13 protein-coding genes are annotated in these 16929 nt (G+C 63.7%); 4 read left to right on the top strand and 9 right to left on the bottom strand.

The features are described from left to right. Window positions 1–95: 95 nt before the first annotated feature. Complete coding sequence (locus AC0L2D_RS29700; protein WP_224621049.1) at window positions 96–2336, top strand: mannose-1-phosphate guanylyltransferase/mannose-6-phosphate isomerase; 2241 nt, start codon at window positions 96–98, stop codon at window positions 2334–2336. Window positions 2337–2345: 9 nt separating this feature from the next. On the opposite strand, the gene betB is transcribed toward AC0L2D_RS29700, so the two are convergent. The 5 genes from betB to betI are packed head-to-tail and all read right to left on the bottom strand — an operon-like array spanning window position 2346 to window position 8629. After that, complete coding sequence (gene betB / locus AC0L2D_RS29695) at window positions 2346–3809, bottom strand: betaine-aldehyde dehydrogenase (RefSeq protein ID WP_013532682.1); 1464 nt, start codon at window positions 3807–3809, stop codon at window positions 2346–2348. 57 nt (window positions 3810–3866) lie between these two features. Next, window positions 3867–5519 (bottom strand): choline dehydrogenase, encoded by a 1653-nt coding sequence (gene betA / locus AC0L2D_RS29690; RefSeq protein ID WP_013532681.1) that lies wholly within the window; start codon window positions 5517–5519, stop codon window positions 3867–3869. Then, the gene (locus AC0L2D_RS29685) at window positions 5512–6513 is read right to left on the bottom strand and encodes a threonine/serine dehydratase (RefSeq protein ID WP_224621046.1); all 1002 of its coding nucleotides are present in this window, start codon (window positions 6511–6513) and stop codon (window positions 5512–5514) included. The genes betA and AC0L2D_RS29685 overlap by 8 nt, the downstream gene beginning before the upstream one ends. Beyond that, window positions 6513–8036: a choline-sulfatase gene (gene betC, locus AC0L2D_RS29680; RefSeq protein ID WP_473543723.1), complete on the bottom strand. Its 1524-nt coding sequence runs from the start codon at window positions 8034–8036 to the stop codon at window positions 6513–6515. The genes AC0L2D_RS29685 and betC overlap by 1 nt, the downstream gene beginning before the upstream one ends. A gap of 2 nt (window positions 8037–8038) precedes the next feature. Continuing rightward, a complete protein-coding gene (gene betI / locus AC0L2D_RS29675) occupies window positions 8039–8629 on the bottom strand; it encodes a choline-binding transcriptional repressor BetI (RefSeq protein ID WP_013532678.1) in 591 nt (196 codons plus the stop codon). A gap of 203 nt (window positions 8630–8832) precedes the next feature. Here betI and AC0L2D_RS29670 point away from each other — a divergent pair, with 203 nt between their 5' ends. Together AC0L2D_RS29670 and AC0L2D_RS29665 are read left to right on the top strand one after the other, a co-directional pair. After that, window positions 8833–9999 (top strand): acetyl-CoA acetyltransferase, encoded by a 1167-nt coding sequence (locus AC0L2D_RS29670; protein ID WP_473543715.1) that lies wholly within the window; start codon window positions 8833–8835, stop codon window positions 9997–9999. Between the two features lie 25 nt (window positions 10000–10024). Next, window positions 10025–11029, top strand: coding sequence for an asparaginase (locus AC0L2D_RS29665; RefSeq protein WP_013532676.1), 1005 nt, complete (start codon window positions 10025–10027; stop codon window positions 11027–11029). Here the strand turns inward: AC0L2D_RS29665 and AC0L2D_RS29660 are convergent. Further along, a complete protein-coding gene (locus tag AC0L2D_RS29660; RefSeq protein WP_473543713.1) occupies window positions 11022–12398 on the bottom strand; it encodes a TIGR03808 family TAT-translocated repetitive protein in 1377 nt (458 codons plus the stop codon). The genes AC0L2D_RS29665 and AC0L2D_RS29660 overlap by 8 nt on opposite strands. Before the next feature lie 121 nt (window positions 12399–12519). Here AC0L2D_RS29660 and greA point away from each other — a divergent pair, with 121 nt between their 5' ends. Continuing rightward, a complete protein-coding gene (greA, locus tag AC0L2D_RS29655) occupies window positions 12520–12993 on the top strand; it encodes a transcription elongation factor GreA (RefSeq protein ID WP_224621039.1) in 474 nt (157 codons plus the stop codon). 32 nt (window positions 12994–13025) lie between these two features. Here greA and AC0L2D_RS29650 read toward each other — a convergent pair whose 3' ends face one another. From AC0L2D_RS29650 to AC0L2D_RS29640, 3 genes are read right to left on the bottom strand one after another with little or no spacing between them, the layout of a single operon-like run. Then, entirely contained in the window at window positions 13026–13250 is a 225-nt protein-coding gene (locus AC0L2D_RS29650) for an AbrB/MazE/SpoVT family DNA-binding domain-containing protein (protein ID WP_473543711.1), read from the bottom strand. Between the two features lie 60 nt (window positions 13251–13310). Next, window positions 13311–15434, bottom strand: a complete 2124-nt coding sequence (gene scpA, locus AC0L2D_RS29645; protein ID WP_013532673.1) for a methylmalonyl-CoA mutase — start codon at window positions 15432–15434, stop codon at window positions 13311–13313. Further along, window positions 15431–16873 (bottom strand): methylmalonyl-CoA mutase subunit beta, encoded by a 1443-nt coding sequence (locus AC0L2D_RS29640; RefSeq protein WP_473543709.1) that lies wholly within the window; start codon window positions 16871–16873, stop codon window positions 15431–15433. The genes scpA and AC0L2D_RS29640 overlap by 4 nt, the downstream gene beginning before the upstream one ends. Between the last annotated feature and the right edge of the window lie 56 nt (window positions 16874–16929).

The raw sequence follows: 16929 nt of genomic DNA, 5'->3' as shown, positions 1-16929 counted from the left end.
CAGCGTCGACGGGAGATGTTCGAGGCTGTCGACACCGTGCTGCGCCGCAGCCCCGAGGTGGGCGCCTACAACCAGACCTTTTGAATGGTGGTTGAATGACCGAGCGGATTGTCAGTTTTGTCATGAGCGGCGGCGTCGGCTCGCGGTTGTGGCCGCTGTCGCGCGAGGACAATCCCAAGCAGTTCCACGATTTGTCCGGCGACGGCTCGATGCTGGCCAAGACCTTGCGCCGGCTGACGGCCCGGCCGGAAGGCGAAACGCCGATCTTCCTGATTGCCGCGGAGCGCCATGCCGACCGCGTTCACGCCGATCTTGCCGGCCTCGACCTCGCCGGCGGCGGGCCGCTGTTCGAGCCGACCGGGCGCAACACAGCCGCCGCCGTCGCACTGGCGACGCTGCGCACACTGTCCGAGTTCAGCGACAGCCTGGTGCTGGTGGTGCCGTCGGACCATGAGATATCGACCCCGCGCCAGTTCTGGCAGAGCGTCGAAGCCGGCACCGAAGCAGCGCGTAGCGGCCGGCTGGTGGTGTTCGGCATCAGGCCGATACAGCCCGAGACCGGCTACGGCTATATCGAGGTTGCGGCCGAAAGCGGCGGCATCTTCGACGTGTCGCGCTTCGTCGAAAAGCCGGATCTTGCGACTGCGCAAAGCTATCTCAAGGCCGGAAATTTCTACTGGAACACCGGTATCTTCCTTTTTCGCGCCAGCGCCATGCGTGATGCCTTCATAGCGTTCCAGCCGGATATCTGGCAGGCCACCGAAGCAGCCTACAAGGCAGCGACATCGGATTTGTCCGGCCTTTACATGCCGCTAGAACTCTACGCCGCCATTCCGTCGAACTCGATCGACTACGCCATCATGGAGCGGGCAAAAGACATCGCGATGGTGCCGGCCGGCTTCCGCTGGAACGATCTCGGCTCATGGCAGTCGCTGCTCGATGTCGGCCCCGCCGACGACCGGGGCAATGTCATCATCGGCGACGTCGTCGCCATCGATTGCGAGAATTCCTACATTCGCAGTGACGGCCGCCTGCTGTCGGCGATCGGCATGAAGGACATCGCCATCGTTTCGACATCGGATGCCACCTTCGTCGCTCCGGTCAGCCACAGCCAACACGTCAAGAAGATCGTCGAGCAGCTCGAAAAATCGGGTCGCCTGGAAACCAGGTTCACGCCGGCGCATGACCGCGTCATCGAAAGCGGCGCCTGGCGGCGGCGCGTGCATCACTGGCTGTTTCAGGAGACCTTGCCGCTGTGGTCGACATCGGGCGTCGACGAACGCCATGGTGGCTTTCACGAAGCGCTTGGCCTGGACGCTTCGCCGTTGATGAAGTCCAAGCGCATGCGCACCATGGCAAGGCAGGTCTATGCCTTCGCCGTCGCCCGGGCGCGCGGCTGGGACGGTCCGGCCGACCGGCTGATCAGCCACGGCATCGCCTTCATGGCCGGCAAGGGCCGCACCGACAAGGGCGGCTGGGTTCGGACGCTGAATGTCGACGGTTCGGTCGCCGACGCCACCGAGGATGCCTACGATCATTCCTGCGTGCTCCTGGCACTGGCGCATGCGCATATGTCTGGCAATCCCGACGCCTTGCGCCTCGGCGAGGAAACCTTCGCCTTTCTCGATGCGCATCTCGAAGACAGCCGCATGACCGGCTTCCTTGAGACATCGGACGGCAAAGGCGAGCGCCGCTCCAACCCGCATATGCACCTGCTCGAGGCCTTCCTCGCCTGGCACCAGGCAACCGGCGAGCGCGCCCATCTGCGCCGCGCAGCGCGCATCATCGACCTCTTCCGCAGTCATTTCTTCGATCCGGAAAGCTGGACGCTTGGCGAGTATTTCGATGCCGAATGGAAACCATCCGCCGGCGAGAAAGGCTCGTGGACCGAGCCTGGCCACCATTTCGAATGGGCCTCTTTGCTGGTCGATTTCGCTGGGCGCAGCGGCCAGGCCGAGCTGAGCGGCTTTGCCAGGAAACTCTACGCCTCGGCCATCGCCAATGGCCTCAACCGCGCCACCGGCCTTGCCTATGGCGCCGTCTCGCGACAGGGCCTGCCGCTCGACCTGATATCGCGCAGCTGGCCGCAGGCCGAAGCGGTGAAGGCGGCGATCGCGCTGGATGGTTCGGGCGGGCCCGATCTCAAGCCCGAGATCGAAGCGCGCGTCGGCCGGTTGTTCCGCTGGCACATCGACCCGGCGCCGCTCGGACTGTGGATCGACCGCATCGACGAACGCGGCCGCTCGCTGGCGACCGATGTGCCAGCCAGCATCTTCTATCATCTGGTCTGTGCGCTGACGCAATATCTGGACAGCACGGCCGACCTGAAGGCGTAGAGGGCTGGATCAGTACGGGCTCGCCACGTCACCCGTCTCGACATAGATCGACTTCAGCTGCGAATAGAGCGCCAGTGCGGCCAGTGAATTCTCACGCCCGATGCCTGACTGTTTGAAGCCGCCGAACGGGATTTCCACCGGCGTCAGATTATACGCGTTGATCCAGCAGGTGCCGGCCTGCAGTTCGGCGATGACGCGGTGGGCGCGCGGCAGGTCGCGCGTGAAGACGCCGGCAGCGAGGCCGAATTCGGTGTCGTTGGCGCGGTCGATCACCTCGTCCTCACCGTCGAATTTCAACACGCTCATCACTGGTCCGAAAATTTCTTCACGGGCGATGCGCATGCCATCGGTCACGCCGGTGAACACCGTCGGCTCGACGAAGAAGCCGCCCTGAAAGCCCTGCAGCGAAGGCACATTGCCGCCGCAAGCAAGCGTCGCTCCATCCTGCTTGCCGATCTCGATATAGCCGGCCACCTTGTCGTGCTGCGCCTTGGAGACCAGCGGTCCCATCTGGGTTTCGGGATCGAGCGGGTCGCCGATGCGGATTTTCTTGGTCCGCTCTATCAGACGGTCGACAAAGCGGTCGTGGATGCCGCTCTGCACGAAGACGCGCGTGCCGTTGGAGCAGATCTGTCCGGTCGAATAGAAATTGCCGAGCATGGCGCCGCCAATGGCGTTCTCGATGTCGGCATCGTCGAACACGATCAGCGGCGACTTGCCCCCGAGTTCCATCGTCGCGTGCTTCATCTTCGAGCCGGCAAGCGACAGCACCTTGCGGCCGGTCGGCACCGAACCGGTCACCGAGACCTTGGCGACGACATCGTGGCCGACAAGCCCGGCGCCGACATCGCCATAGCCCTGCACAACGTTGAACAAGCCGTCGGGTAGCCCCGCTTCGCTGTAGATCTCGGCCAGTGCCAGCGCCGACAGCGGCGTGTTTTCCGACGGCTTGAACACCATGGCATTGCCCATGGCGAGCGCCGGTGCCGATTTCCAGCCGGCGATCTGGATCGGGTAGTTCCATGCGCCGATGCCGACACAGACGCCGAGCGCTTCGCGCCTTGTGTAGGCGAAGGGTCCGCCGAGATCGACCGACTCGCCGTTGTAGGCGGCAACGGCACCGCCGAAATATTCAAGGCAGTCCGCAGCCGAGGGCGCATCCGCCACCAACGTTTCCTGGATCGCCTTGCCGGTGTCCAGCGTCTCGATGCGAGCGAGGTCGGCGTTGCGGGCGCGCAATATGTCGGCGGCGCGGCGCAGGATGCGCCCGCGCTCGACCGGCTTCAGCCGCGCCCAGGCGGGCTGCGCCGCTCGTGCTGCCTCGACGGCGAGTTCCAGCACGTTCGGCGTTGCCGAACGTAGCATGGCGATGGTCTCGCCGGTTGCCGGATAGATGACCGGCAGCGGGGCGCCGCCTTCGTCCTCGATGTAGCGTCCGTTGACATAGTGCGATGCCGTGGGCTGAGCGCGCATGGAAGTCTCCAGATTGTCTTTCGCGGCATGCGGATCGTGCAGTCACACGATCATGCTCTATCTGTCCGACGCCTGCCAGCGCGGATTGATCCATGGTTCCTGGTTGGACGGCGCCAGCGGCGTGCGGCCAAGGATGTGATCGGATGCCTTCTCGCCGGTCATGATCGACGGCGCATTGAGATTGCCGTTGGTGACGCGCGGGAAGATCGAGGAATCGGCGACCCGCAATCCTTCGACGCCGATGACCCGGCACTCCGGATCGACGACACTCATCACGTCGTCGGCGCGGCCCATCTTGCAGGTGCCGCAAGGATGGTAGGCGCTCTCGGCGTGATCCCGGATGAAGATGTCGAGATCGTCGTCCGACTGCACGTGGCTGCCCGGCGATATCTCCTTGCCCCGATAGGGATCGAACGCCGACTGGCCGAAGATCTCGCGCGTCAGCCGGATGCAGTGGCGGAACTCCGCCCAGTCGTCTGGATGCGACATGTAGTTGAAGTGGATCATCGGTTTCGATTTCGGGTCCGGCGAGCGCAGCGTCACCGACCCCCGCGACTTCGAGCGCATCGGTCCGACATGCGCCTGGAAGCCGTGCGACTTGGCCGCCGCCTTGCCGTCATAGCGGACTGCCGCGGGGATGAAATGGTACTGGATGTCGGGGTAGTCGACGCCGGCACGCGATCGCACGAAGGCCGCCGCTTCGAAATGGTTGGTGGCGCCTAGCCCGTTCTTGAGGAACAGCCACTGCGCCCCGATGAGCGCTTTCGAGAACGGATTCAGCACCGAATTGAGCGTGATCGGCAGCAATGATTCCTGCTGGATGTAGAGCTCCATATGGTCCTGCAGGTTGCGGCCGACGCCGGGCCTGTCGGCCACCACCGGAATGCCGTTTTCGCGCAGATGCTCGGCCGGACCGATGCCGGACAGCATCAGGATCTTGGGCGAATTGATCGACGATGCGGCGACGATTACCTCACGTCGCGCCTTAACGACCTGAATCTGTTTGTGAGCTTCGATCTCGACGCCGATGGCGCGCTGATTCTCGATGATCACCCGCCGCGCAAAGCCCTTGACCAGACTGACGTTTTTGCGCTTCAGCGCCGGCTTCAGATAGGCCGATGCCGCCGACCAGCGGCGGCCGCCGCTGATGGTCTGCTCCATCGGCCCAAAACCTTCCTGCTTGGAACCGTTATAGTCCTCCGTCAGTTCGAACCCGGCCTGGCGGCCAGCCTCGACAAAGGCACCATAGAGCGGATTTTTACGCGAGCCGCGCTGCACATGCAGCGGGCCGCCGTGCCCGCGCCAGCCATCTTCGCCGCCATCCGAATCCTCCATGCGCTTGAAATAGGGGAGCACGTCGGCGAAGCCCCAGCCGGCCGCACCCTCTTCGGCCCAATGGTCGAAGTCGCGGGCGTGGCCGCGCACATAGACCATGCCGTTGATCGAGGACGAGCCGCCGATAACCTTGCCGCGCGGTGTCGCCAGCACACGGCCGCCGAGATGCGGCTCCGGCTCGCTGGCAAAGCCCCAGTCGTAGAGGCTCATGTTGAGAGGGATCGACAGCGCCGACGGCATCTGGATCAGCGGCCCGATATCGCTGCCGCCGAATTCGATGACGATGACCGAATGCTTGCCGTCTTCCGACAGGCGATAGGCCATGGCCGAGCCGGCCGAGCCGGAGCCGATGATGACGAAATCCGCTTCAAGCATGGTTCATATGCGCCATGAAATCGGCGAGCGAGACATTGCCGCCGGTAGCCACAACAAGGACGGTCTTGTCCTTCACATCCACCTTGCCGCCGAGCAATGCCGCGATCGACGCCGCCCCCGACGGTTCGAGCACCAGCTTCATGCGCTCGAAGGCGATCCGCATCGCGCGCCGCACCGATTGGTCGTCGACGGTGATGCCGTGAACACCCGCCGTCTTGACCGCGGCAAACGGAGCATCGCCCGGCCGTCGCGACATCAAACCGTCGCAGATCGATTTCGGCCCGATCGGCATCGTCTCGATAGCGCCATGCGCCAGCGACGAGCCCATGCCATTGAAACCTTCCGGCTCGACGCCGATGATCTCTGTCGCTGGCGACAGATAATGGAAGGCAAGCGAAACGCCGCCGATCAACCCGCCGCCACCGACCGAGCAGAACAAGAGGTCGGCCCTGGCACCTTTGGCTTCGAGTTGGTCAAGCGCTTCGAGGCCGGCGCCCGCCTGGCCGGCGACGATCTCCGGATCGTCGAATGGATGCAGCAGCGCCAGGCCCTCTGTCTCGGCGATCTCGCGCGCCTTGGCGGCGGCGACTTCCTCTCGCGCGCGCTCGCCATGGTCGGTCAGCACGACGCGGGCGCCATAGCCCGCCGTGGCATCACGCTTGGCGGCCGGTGCGTCGATCGGCATGACGATGGTGACGGGAATGCCAAGCGCCTGGCCGGCAGCCGCCAGCCCTTGCGCGAAATTGCCGGAGGAGTAGGCGACGACGCCCTTCTTCGCTTCGTCAACTGAAAGCTGCTTCAGGCGCCAATAGGCGCCGCGCACCTTGAATGAGCCGGCCCATTGCAGCGATTCCGGCTTGATGAAGACGCGGGCGGCGCCGGTCTCGCGGGCTAGTGCCGTCGATTCCAGCAGCGGCGTGATCTGCGTCGCCCTGGAGGTGACGGCATAGGCCTGCTTGAGATGGTCAAGGGAGGGGACGAGAAGGTCTGACATCATTCGCCTCGCGGATACCGTTTGCTCTCTTCGAGATTGTCGAGGTTCATGTGATTGCGCATGTAACGCTCGGACGCCTTTTGCAGGGGTTGGAAATCCCAGGGGTAATAGGCGCCGTTGCGCAGCGCCGGATAGACGACCCAGCGGCGCGCCTGGCTTTCGCGGACAGCGGCGTCGAAGCCGGCCATGTCCCAGCGTGTCTGGACCTTGTCCATGAATGCCGCCACCAGGCCCGCATTGGCCGCGTCGTCGGCCAGATTGTCCCGTTCGAGCGGATCGGCTTCGAGATCGAACAGTTGCGGCGGATCGAGCTCGCAATGGACGAATTTGTATCTGCCGTCGCGGATCGCCACCAAAGGCGCATTGGACCCTTCGGCGGCATACTCCATCAACACCGGCGCGGTGCGCTCGATGCCCTCGGTGAGCGGCAGCAGCGACTGGCCGTCGGTCCACGGCGCGATCGCAGCGATGTCGATGCCGGCGAGATCGCAAAGCGTCGGCGCCACGTCGAGATTGGAGACCGGCGTCTCGATCAGCCCGGCGCGAACGCCCTTGCCGGCAATCATCAGCGGTACCCGCGCCGAACCCTCGAAGAAGCTCATCTTGAACCACAGGCCGCGCTCGCCGAGCATGTCGCCGTGATCCGAGCAGAACAGGATGATTGTGTCGTCGGCCATGCGTGTGCGCTTGAGAACGTCCAGGATCTCGCCCAGCTTGTCGTCGACATAGGAGATGTTGGCGAAATAGCCCTGCCGCGAACGACGCACCTGCTCCGGTGTGATCTCGAAAGAGGGGTAGTCACTGGCGTGGTACAGCCGCCGGGAATGCGTATCCTGCTGGTCATACGCGATGAACCCGGTTTCCGGGTCCAGCGCCTGGCAATGCTCATAGAGATCCCAATACTGCTTGCGCGCGACATAGGGATCGTGCGGATGCGACAGCGAGACAGTGAGGCACCAAGGCCGATGGTTCGCATCGTCCTGTTCGCGCGAAAGCTGATAGAGCTTCTGCGTGGCCAGGAACACGACCTCGTCGTCATACTCCATCTGGTTGGTGATCTCGGCGACGCCTGCACCGGTCACCGAGCCCAGATTGTGATACCACCAGTCGATACGCTCGCCGGGCTTGCGGTAATCCGGCGTCCAGCCGAAATCGGCTGGATAAATGTCGGTCGTCAGCCGCTCCTCGAAACCATGCAACTGGTCCGGCCCAACGAAATGCATCTTGCCCGACAGGCAGGTGTAATAGCCGGCGGCGCGCAAATGATGGGCAAAGGTCGGGATCGATGAGGCGAATTCGGCGGCATTGTCATAGACGCCGGTGCGCGACGGCAATTGCCCGCTCATGAACGAGGCACGGCCCGGCGCGCAGAGCGGCGAGGCCGTGTAGTTGTTGGCAAAGCGCGCCGAACGCGCGGCCAACGCTTTCAGATGCGGTGTATGCAGAAACTCCGCCGGTCCGTCCGGAAACAGGGTTCCGTTGAGCTGGTCGACCATGACGATCAGGAAATTGGTTGGCTTCATTGTCACTGTTTGCGCCGCTCGCCAAGTTTGGTTTCGAGATAGTCCTCGACCAGCGCGATCGCGGTCGCGGCATCGGGCACGCCGTCTTTCAGCGCCCGCCTGATGTAGAGCCCGTCGATCATCGCCGCGGTCGCTTCGGCGGCGCGGTCGGCTTCGGCTCTGGGCAAGATCCCGGTCAGCCCGCTCATCAGGTTCGAGTGCAGCCGCCGCGCGTAGACCTTGAGCAGCCGGCGCAAGGCCGATGATTTCTGCGCCTCGACATAGAAGGCGAGCCAGGCGGCGATGGTTTCCGGCTGGAACTGGATGTCGGAGAAGTTGACAGCGACCACCGCCGAGACCCTTTCGCGCGCGCTATTGGCCGAGCCAAGGGCGCGCAACGTATCGGCTGTAAGCTCCGCCAGTATGTGCCGCATCGTCGCCAAGAGCAGCTCGTCCTTGGCGCCAAAATAATGATGGGCAAGGGCTGACGACACGCCGGCGCGTCCGGCGATCTCGGACATGGTCACGTCGAGCGAACCGCGCTCGCCGATCGCCGAGATCGTCGCGTCGATCAGCGCCTTGCGGCGCAGCGGTTCCATTCCGATTTTCGGCATCTCGCCATGATCCTTTGAGAAAACAGGATTATTTTTTATTGACGCGTCAATCAACAAAAAAATCGGCCCCGATCTCGGCTGTACCAAGCGATTGTACGCCTCCAGCCCTTCACGAAACCGGCACGATTGTTTATCTTTGAACAATAGATGCGAAATGCGCCGTGAGCCGACATGCCAGGCCGGCGCCAAGGATGGAGACCGCCATGACCGCATGCATCGTCGGATGGGCGCATTCGCGCTTCGGCAAGCTTGAGGGCGAAACGCTCGAAAACCTCATCGTCAAGGTGGCAACGGACGCGCTCGACCATGCCGGCATCGGTCCCGACGAGGTCGACGAGATCGTGCTCGGCCACTTCAACGCCGGTTTTTCGGCGCAGGATTTCACCGCCAGTCTGGTGCTTCAGGCCGACGACCGGCTGCGCTTCAAGCCGGCGACGCGTGTCGAGAACGCTTGCGCCACCGGATCGGCGGCGGTCCGCCAGGGCATCCGCGCCATCGACGCGAATGCCGCTCGCATCGTGCTGGTGGTCGGCGCGGAGCAGATGACGACGACGCCGGGGCCGGAGATCGGCAAAAACCTGCTCAAGGCGTCCTATCTGCCCGAGGACGGCGAGACACCCGCGGGTTTCGCCGGCGTCTTCGGCAAGATCGCGCAGGCCTATTTCCAGCGTTATGGCGATCAGTCGGATGCGCTGGCCATGATTGCCGCCAAGAACCACAAGAACGGCGTCGACAATCCCTATGCGCAGATGCGCAAGGATTTCGGCTATGAGTTCTGCCGCCAGGAGAGCGAGAAGAACCCCTTCGTTGCCGGTCCTCTGAAGCGCACCGACTGCTCGCTGGTCTCCGACGGCGCCGCCGCCCTTATCCTTGCCGACACCGCCACGGCACTGAAGATGCGCCGTGCCGTTGCCTTCCGCGCCAACGAACATGTCCAGGATTTCCTGCCGATGTCGAAGCGCGACATTCTGACCTTCGAAGGCTGCGAGCAGGCCTGGAACCGGGCGCTGAAATCGGCCGGCGTGACGCTCGACGATCTGTCCTTCGTCGAGACGCATGACTGCTTCACCATTGCCGAACTGATCGAGTACGAGGCGATGGGCCTTGCCAAGCCGGGAGAGGGGGCGAAGCTGGCGTTGGAGGGCACAACGGCCAAGGATGGTCGCCTGCCGGTCAATCCATCCGGCGGGCTGAAGGCCAAGGGCCATCCGATCGGCGCCACTGGCGTGTCCATGCATGTCTTGACCGCCATGCAGCTTGTCGGTGAGGCCGGCGGCATCCAGGTGCCGGGCGCAAAACTGGGCGGCATCTTCAATATGGGCGGTGCGGCGGTCGCCAACTACGTTTCCATTCTCGACCGGATCAGATAAACCGCCCGCATTTGCGGGAGGTGACATGACAAATCCGGTTCTGATCGAAGTCTTGCGCGGCGCGATCGTCGAGAGCGCGCATCGCGGCTCAGTCGCGGTCTTCGATGGCGACGGCAAGCCCGTGTGGGAGATCGGCGATACGGCCAAGCCGGTGTTTCCGCGCTCGGCGGTCAAGGCGATCCAGGCCTTGCCGTTGGTCGAAAGCGGGGCGGCGGATGCCTATGGTTTCGGCAACCGCGAACTGGCGCTCGCCTGCGCCTCCCACTCGGGCGAGCCGGCACATGTCGACCTTGCGCGATCCATGCTGGCCAAGGCTGGGCTGGACGGATCGGCGCTCGAATGCGGCACGCATTGGCCGTCCAATCATGACGCCGAGATTGCGCTCGCCCGCGCCGGCGGCTCGCCGAACGCTTTGCACAACAATTGTTCGGGCAAACATTCCGGCTTCCTCTGCACCTGCGTCCACGCCGGCATTGCGCATCGCGGCTATGTCAAGCCGGGACACGGCCTGCAGGACATGGTGCGCGACGCCATGCAGTCGGTGACGGGCGCCGTCCATGGTGAGGACCAGCGTGCCATCGACGGCTGTTCGATCCCGACCTACGCGGTGCCGCTCAGGAGCTTCGCGCTCGGCTTTGCCCGCATGGCCACGACATCAGGTTTTGGCCCAGAGCGAGCCAAGGCTGCAAAGCGGCTGCTTTCCGCCTGCATGGCCGAACCCTTCTTCGTTTCCGGCAGCGGCCGCGAAGACGTCGCGTTGATGGAGGCCGCACCAGGGCGGATTTTCACGAAGGGCGGCGCCGAAGGCGTCCATTGTGCCGCAATTCCGGAACTTGGCCTCGGCATCGCACTCAAATGCGATGATGGCGCCGGCCGCGCCGGCGAAGCCATGGTTGCCGCCGTCCTTGCCAAACTGTTGCGTGCCGACGAGGCCTTGGCGGCGAAGCTGCTCGAATTGGCAAACACGCCCATCGAAAATCGCAACGGTGCCAAAGTCGGAGCGCTGAGGCCGACGGCAACTCTCAAGTGACGTGATTGCGCTCGACGGTCAGATGCGTGTAGCCGCTACCGTTTGACGAGGCGAGATCGCCTGTCGCGGGCTCCGCCCAGCGCTGGCCGACAACCGCACCGTTCAGCGCGCCGTCGATGACATTGTCTGAAATGACGGCCGTACCGGCGCCCTCGACCACGGATACGACGATCCCGGTTCCTGCCTTGCGGATGATGTTGCCGGTGGCGACGACATTGCGCAGGTACGGGCCCCAGCCGATCTGCATGCCATAGAGTGGCGCGTTCTCGATGACATTGTTGGAAACGGTGGTGTCGGCCTCAACGCCGATGCCGACGCCAAATCCCGGCGAGTCGGCGGGGTAGGGGCCGCTGGTCGACAGATTGCGCACGATGTTGCCGGAACAGACGCCCATGCGGCCGCCTTCGTTGAAATTGACGATCGAGATGCCGTTGGCGGCGCCGTCGACGATGTTGTTGCTGATGATGGCGCCTTCGAACGAGAACTCGGAATAGATCGCCGTTTCGCCCGAGCGCGAGCAGGTGTTGCCCGATATCTGCAGGTTGCTGGCGCTGTTGGCGCGGATGGCCGAGAAGGCGCAGTCCGAGACGATGTTGCCCGAGATGACGACATTGCCGGCGCGAAAGGCATTGATGCCGTTGCCGTTCTGCCCGGTTCCGCCGCTGCGTGCCTGGATCCCTTGGACGCGGTTGCCGGTGACCATGGTGCCGTCTTCGGCCACCTGCCAGCGGTGTACGAGGATGCCGCCATTGGCGCAGTCGGAAACGGTGTTGCCCGTGATGGCCAGCCCGCCGGCTTCGACCGAATAGATGCCGGCATCGGCGGCGCCCGATATCTCACAGCGCTCGATCCGGCCGATCGCGTGTTCCAGCGCCAGCCCGTTCTTGCCGCTGCCGGTGATCTGGCAATTGTCGATGGCGAGGTGCGCGACACGGCGCAGATCGAGCAGCCCTTGCGTGTAATCGCCCATCGCGCGGTTCGAACCATCGAAGACCAGCCCGCTCAGTTCGATATGGTCGGCCTGTTCGGCCATGAACAGGTGGCCGTCACCGCCGTAAACGATGCGCGTCGCGCCCGGCACGCCGGAAAGACGTACGCGGCCGGGCAGCGAAAGATTGGAGACGACATAGGTGCCGGGCGGCAGGAACACCGGCATGTCGCGGCTGTTTGCGTCACGCAGCAGTTTGGCGAAGGCCTTGCTCTGATCGTCTGATGTGCCGGGCTGCACGCCGAGTTCGGTGGCATTGATCGAGCCGCGCATCGAGGCTTTCTCGATGCCGCTCAAGCTTGCGGCTACCGCCTTGCCGAGCGCAAGGCCCATGACGGCAAAGCCGGCGGTTCCAGTCAGCAGCGTTCGTCTGTTCAACATCGGCACAGAATCCCAGCGTTCAACCTTGGCGTCGCAGGAATCGTGCCAGACGGTTTGCCTCTCCTCTGGACGGAAACGACAATGGCTTGTCGAGCAGCCTCTGCGGGCCTAAGTTCAGGAAATGAGCAGAGCTTTCACCCGCGAGGAAGACAGCGAAAATGCCATCGCCGGTGTCGGTGAGCGGCCGGTCAGCCAGCATCGCAATCTGGTGACGGAACGCGGCCTGGCGCAGATCGAGGAAAATCTGGCCGATCTGCGCGACATACTGGCGAAGGCCGAACGCAAAGCCGACCGCGAGCGCATAGCGGTCGTGTCGCGCGATCTGCGTTACTGGACCGCCCGGCGCGAAAGCGCCGAACTCTCGGTGCCGGAGCCGGGCAGTGACGTTGTGCGCTTCGGCATGGGCGTCACGATCGAGAGCGATGACGGCAAGAAGGTGCATTGGAAGATCGTCGGCGAGGACGAGGCTGATCCCACCAAGGGCAGCATTTCGCATGTTTCGCCAATGGCTGTCGCCCTGTTCGGCAAGAAGATCGGCGACGTGGCCAGCGTCAACGGCAAGGAATGGGAAATCGTCAAGCTCTCCGAGAGCTAGGACGTCTCAAATCCGCCGCACTGATTGGCGGGTCATTTGGCGAGTTTCTGAAGCCCGACCCGATATTTGTCCATGACCTCGCGCGCGGCCTTCATCTGCCGTTCGAACCTGTCGGCCACCGGTCTTAAAATGATGCCGTGATCAGTTTCGATGATCTGGAGCTGATCGCCCGATTGCAGATTCAAGCTGTCCAGCATTTCCCGTGGCAAGATCAGGGCATCTGATCCGTCGTCGAGCTTGCGGATGTTCGTCTTCACGGTTACCGCACCTTGGTTGCAGTGTCAGTCTAGCACAACCTTTTCAGAGATGCAGCAGTCCTAGTCCGTGGCCAGCAGGCGGTCCAGCAGGCGATCCGCTGCCTCTGGAATGACTGTGCCCGGCGGGAAGATTTCCGCAGCGCCGGCTTGCCGCACCGCGTCATAGTCCTGCGGTGGGATGACGCCGCCGGCGACGATCAGCATGTCGCCGCGGCCGAGCTTTTTAAGCGCGTCGCGCAGTTCGGGGATCAGCGTCAGATGTCCCGCCGCCAGCGACGAGGCGCCGACGATGTGGACGTCCTGTGCGACCGCCAGCCTGGCGATCTCATCCGGTGTCTGGAACATCGCGCCGACGGTGACGTCGAAGCCGAGATCGGCGAAGGCCGTAGCGATGACCTTCTGGCCACGGTCGTGGCCGTCCTGGCCCATCTTGGCGACGAGAATGCGCGGCTTGCCGCCGGTCTTCTTCTCGAAGGCGTCAAGCTTGTCCTGCAGCCCGTCGACCACGGGATGATCGCCAAGCGCCTTGCGATAGATGCCGGAAATGGTCTGCACCGTAGCGACGTGGCGCCCAAACGCCCTTTCCAACGCGAATGAAATCTCGCCGACCGTTGCATTGGCGCGCGCGGCTCGGATGGCGAATTCCAGCAGGTTTTCATTGCCTTGCGCGGCACGGGTCAGCGCATCGAGTGCGCTTTCGACGGCGGCGACGTCGCGCGTGCCCTTCAGCCGTTGCAGCTTCGACAATTGCCGGGCCCTGACCTCGGCATTGTCGATCTTCAGCACGTCGACCTCGATGTCGGTCTCGGGCCGATGGGCGTTGACGCCGACCAGCATCTGCTCGCCGGAATCGATCCGCGCCTGCGTGCGCGCGGCAGCTTCCTCGATGCGCAGCTTGGGAATGCCCTGTTCGGTCGCCGCCGCCATGCCGCCGAGCGCCTCGACCTCCTCGATATGGGCAAGCGCGCGCGCCGCCAGATCATGCGTCAGCCGTTCAAGATAGGCCGAACCGCCCCACGGGTCGATGATGCGCGTGGTGCCGGATTCCTTCTGCAGGATGAGCTGGGTGTTGCGGGCGATCCGCGCCGAATGGTCGGTCGGCAGCGCCATCGCCTCGTCGAAGGAATTGGTGTGCAGCGATTGGGTGTGGCCCTGCGTTGCAGCCATTGCCTCGATCATGGTGCGGACAATGTTGTTGTAGGGATCCTGCGCCGTCAGCGACCAGCCAGAAGTCTGGCAATGGGTGCGCAGCGACAACGAGCGCTCGTCCTTGGGCGAAAAATTCTTCTGCATCAGGGTCGCCCACAACAGGCGCGCGGCCCGCAGCTTGGCGACTTCCATGAAGAAATTCATGCCGATGGCCCAGAAGAAGGACAGGCGCGGCGCAAAGCGGTCAATGTCGAGGCCCGCCGCGACGCCGGCGCGGGCATACTCGATGCCATCGGCGATCGTATAGGCGAGTTCAAGGTCGGCCGTCGCGCCGGCCTCCTGCATGTGATAGCCGGAGATCGATATCGAATTGAACTTCGGCATGTTCTTCGATGTGTACGAGAAGATGTCCGACACGATCCGCATCGAGGGCTTTGGCGGATAGATGTAGGTGTTGCGGACCATGAACTCCTTTAGAATGTCGTTCTGAATGGTGCCGGCGAGATCTTTCTGCGCAACGCCCTGTTCTTCCGCCGCGACAATGTAGAGCGCCATGATCGGCAGCACCGCGCCGTTCATCGTCATCGATACCGTCATCTCGCCGAGCGGAATGCCGTCGAAGAGCTGCCGCATGTCGAGAATGGAATCGATGGCGACGCCAGCCATGCCGACATCGCCGGCAACGCGCGGATGATCGCTGTCATAGCCGCGATGCGTGGCGAGATCGAAGGCGACCGACAGGCCCTTTTGACCGGCGGCAAGGTTGCGTCGGTAAAATGCGTTGGATTCTTCGGCCGTCGAGAAGCCGGCATATTGCCGGATGGTCCAGGGCTGCTGGACATACATGGTCGGGTAGGGGCCGCGCACGAAGGGCGGCAGGCCGGGATAGGTGTCGAGATGCGGCAACCCCTTGAGGTCGCTTTGATTGTACAGATGCTTGGCGACGAGCCCTTCCGGCGTGGTCCGCTGGCCTTTGACCTCGACGGGAGCGCGGCGTGGCGGGACCCAGCCGATCTGGCCGAAGTCCGGGATCAAGAGCCGGCTCCGATCGATTGGTCGATGCGGACTGGAAACAGCGCCTCGCAGACGGCAACGCCTTCGGTGAAGGCCGGCCGCCGTTCCGCCGCCAGCGTCTCGACCGGACGTTCGTCTTTCGATGGATAGAGCGTGGTGCCGATGATGGCCCGTTGGCCTGTGCGGTAGGCTGCATTGCGCTGCTCCGCAGCTGCGTGGACGCGCTTCTGGATGCGTCCGTCCTGAAGGCTGGACAGGACACCGCCCTCGGCTTCGATCGTCTGCAATTCCGTCCACGCCAACTCGCACAACTCCGCGGTCAACGCCTCGACGGCGCCGGAACCATAGGCGGGATCGGTGACATGATCGATATGGCTTTCATTGGCCATGATCAGCTGCGTGTTGCGGGCAACACGACGGGCAAAACCCGCCGGCAGACCATGCGCGATCGTGTGCGGCAGGATGGAGATCGAATCGGCGCCGCCGCACGCCGCGGCAAAGCATGCAATGGTGGTGCGCAGGATGTTGGTCTCCGGATCCATCGCCGTCATCATGCGAAACGACGTCTCGGCATGGATATTGGCGGTGGATGTCGGGATCGAACAAGCCTCCTGCACCCGCGCCCATAGCCTGCGCAATGCTCGCATCTTGGCCGTCGACAGCAACTGGTCCTGGTCGACGCTGAGCGCAAAACCGATATGGGGTGCGGCATAGACAAGCGGCTGCCGCGCCGTCTCGAACATTCTGAGATAGGAGACAGCCGAAGCCAGCATGATGCCAAGTTCCTGCGCTTCCGTGGCGCCGGCATTGTGGAACACGCGCCCGTCAGCTTCCAGCAGCACGCCCGGAACGCCCATCGCGAAGAAGTGCGCCAGCGACTGTGGCATAGAGGCCTGCAGCGCCTCGATCGACATGCGCAGCCGACCGGTTCCCGCGAAGATCGCCGCTGGATCGATGCCGAAGGAGAGGTTGAGCTTTGCCGGGTCCGATCGCCGCTTGCTCAGGAACGCGACCAACCAGTCGGCCACGGCGCGGCTCCAGGGATGGGCGTCGATGCGAACCTGGATGCGGTTGAGCGGTATGCCGTCCAGCACTGCCTCCAGCGCCTCCGCCGTTCTCGGCAAGCCGTAGCCGAACGCGTTGGGCGCCCCTTCGAAGACCAGCGACAATCCCGTGGCACCCTGTGCAACATCCTCCAGCGCTTGGCTTCTGGCACGGTCGATGTCCGGATCGTCGATGCGCTGGCTGACGATCCACGGCGATTTCGGGTTTGTACGCACGATCGGTTCCGCCGCGGTGCTGCGGTCGTAGAGCGGTTCGATACGAATGTTGTCGTCGCTGTGCGAGACCAGCTTTTCCTCGAAGGAAGCGCCTGCCAATGCCTTTTCCGCCAAGGCGAGCCATCGCTGACGCTCGGTGTTCTCGGGTTCCACGTCCTGGATCAAGGCTCCGGCGCCCATCCGTCCTCCTCGTTTCATGCGGCCGCACCAGCCGGGAGCGGTTCAGTCTACGGTCC

The organism is Mesorhizobium sp. WSM4833 (assembly GCF_055811095.1).
The sequence above is the reverse complement of the archived record's forward strand: the minus strand, read 5'-3'. Positions and strand labels throughout refer to the sequence as shown.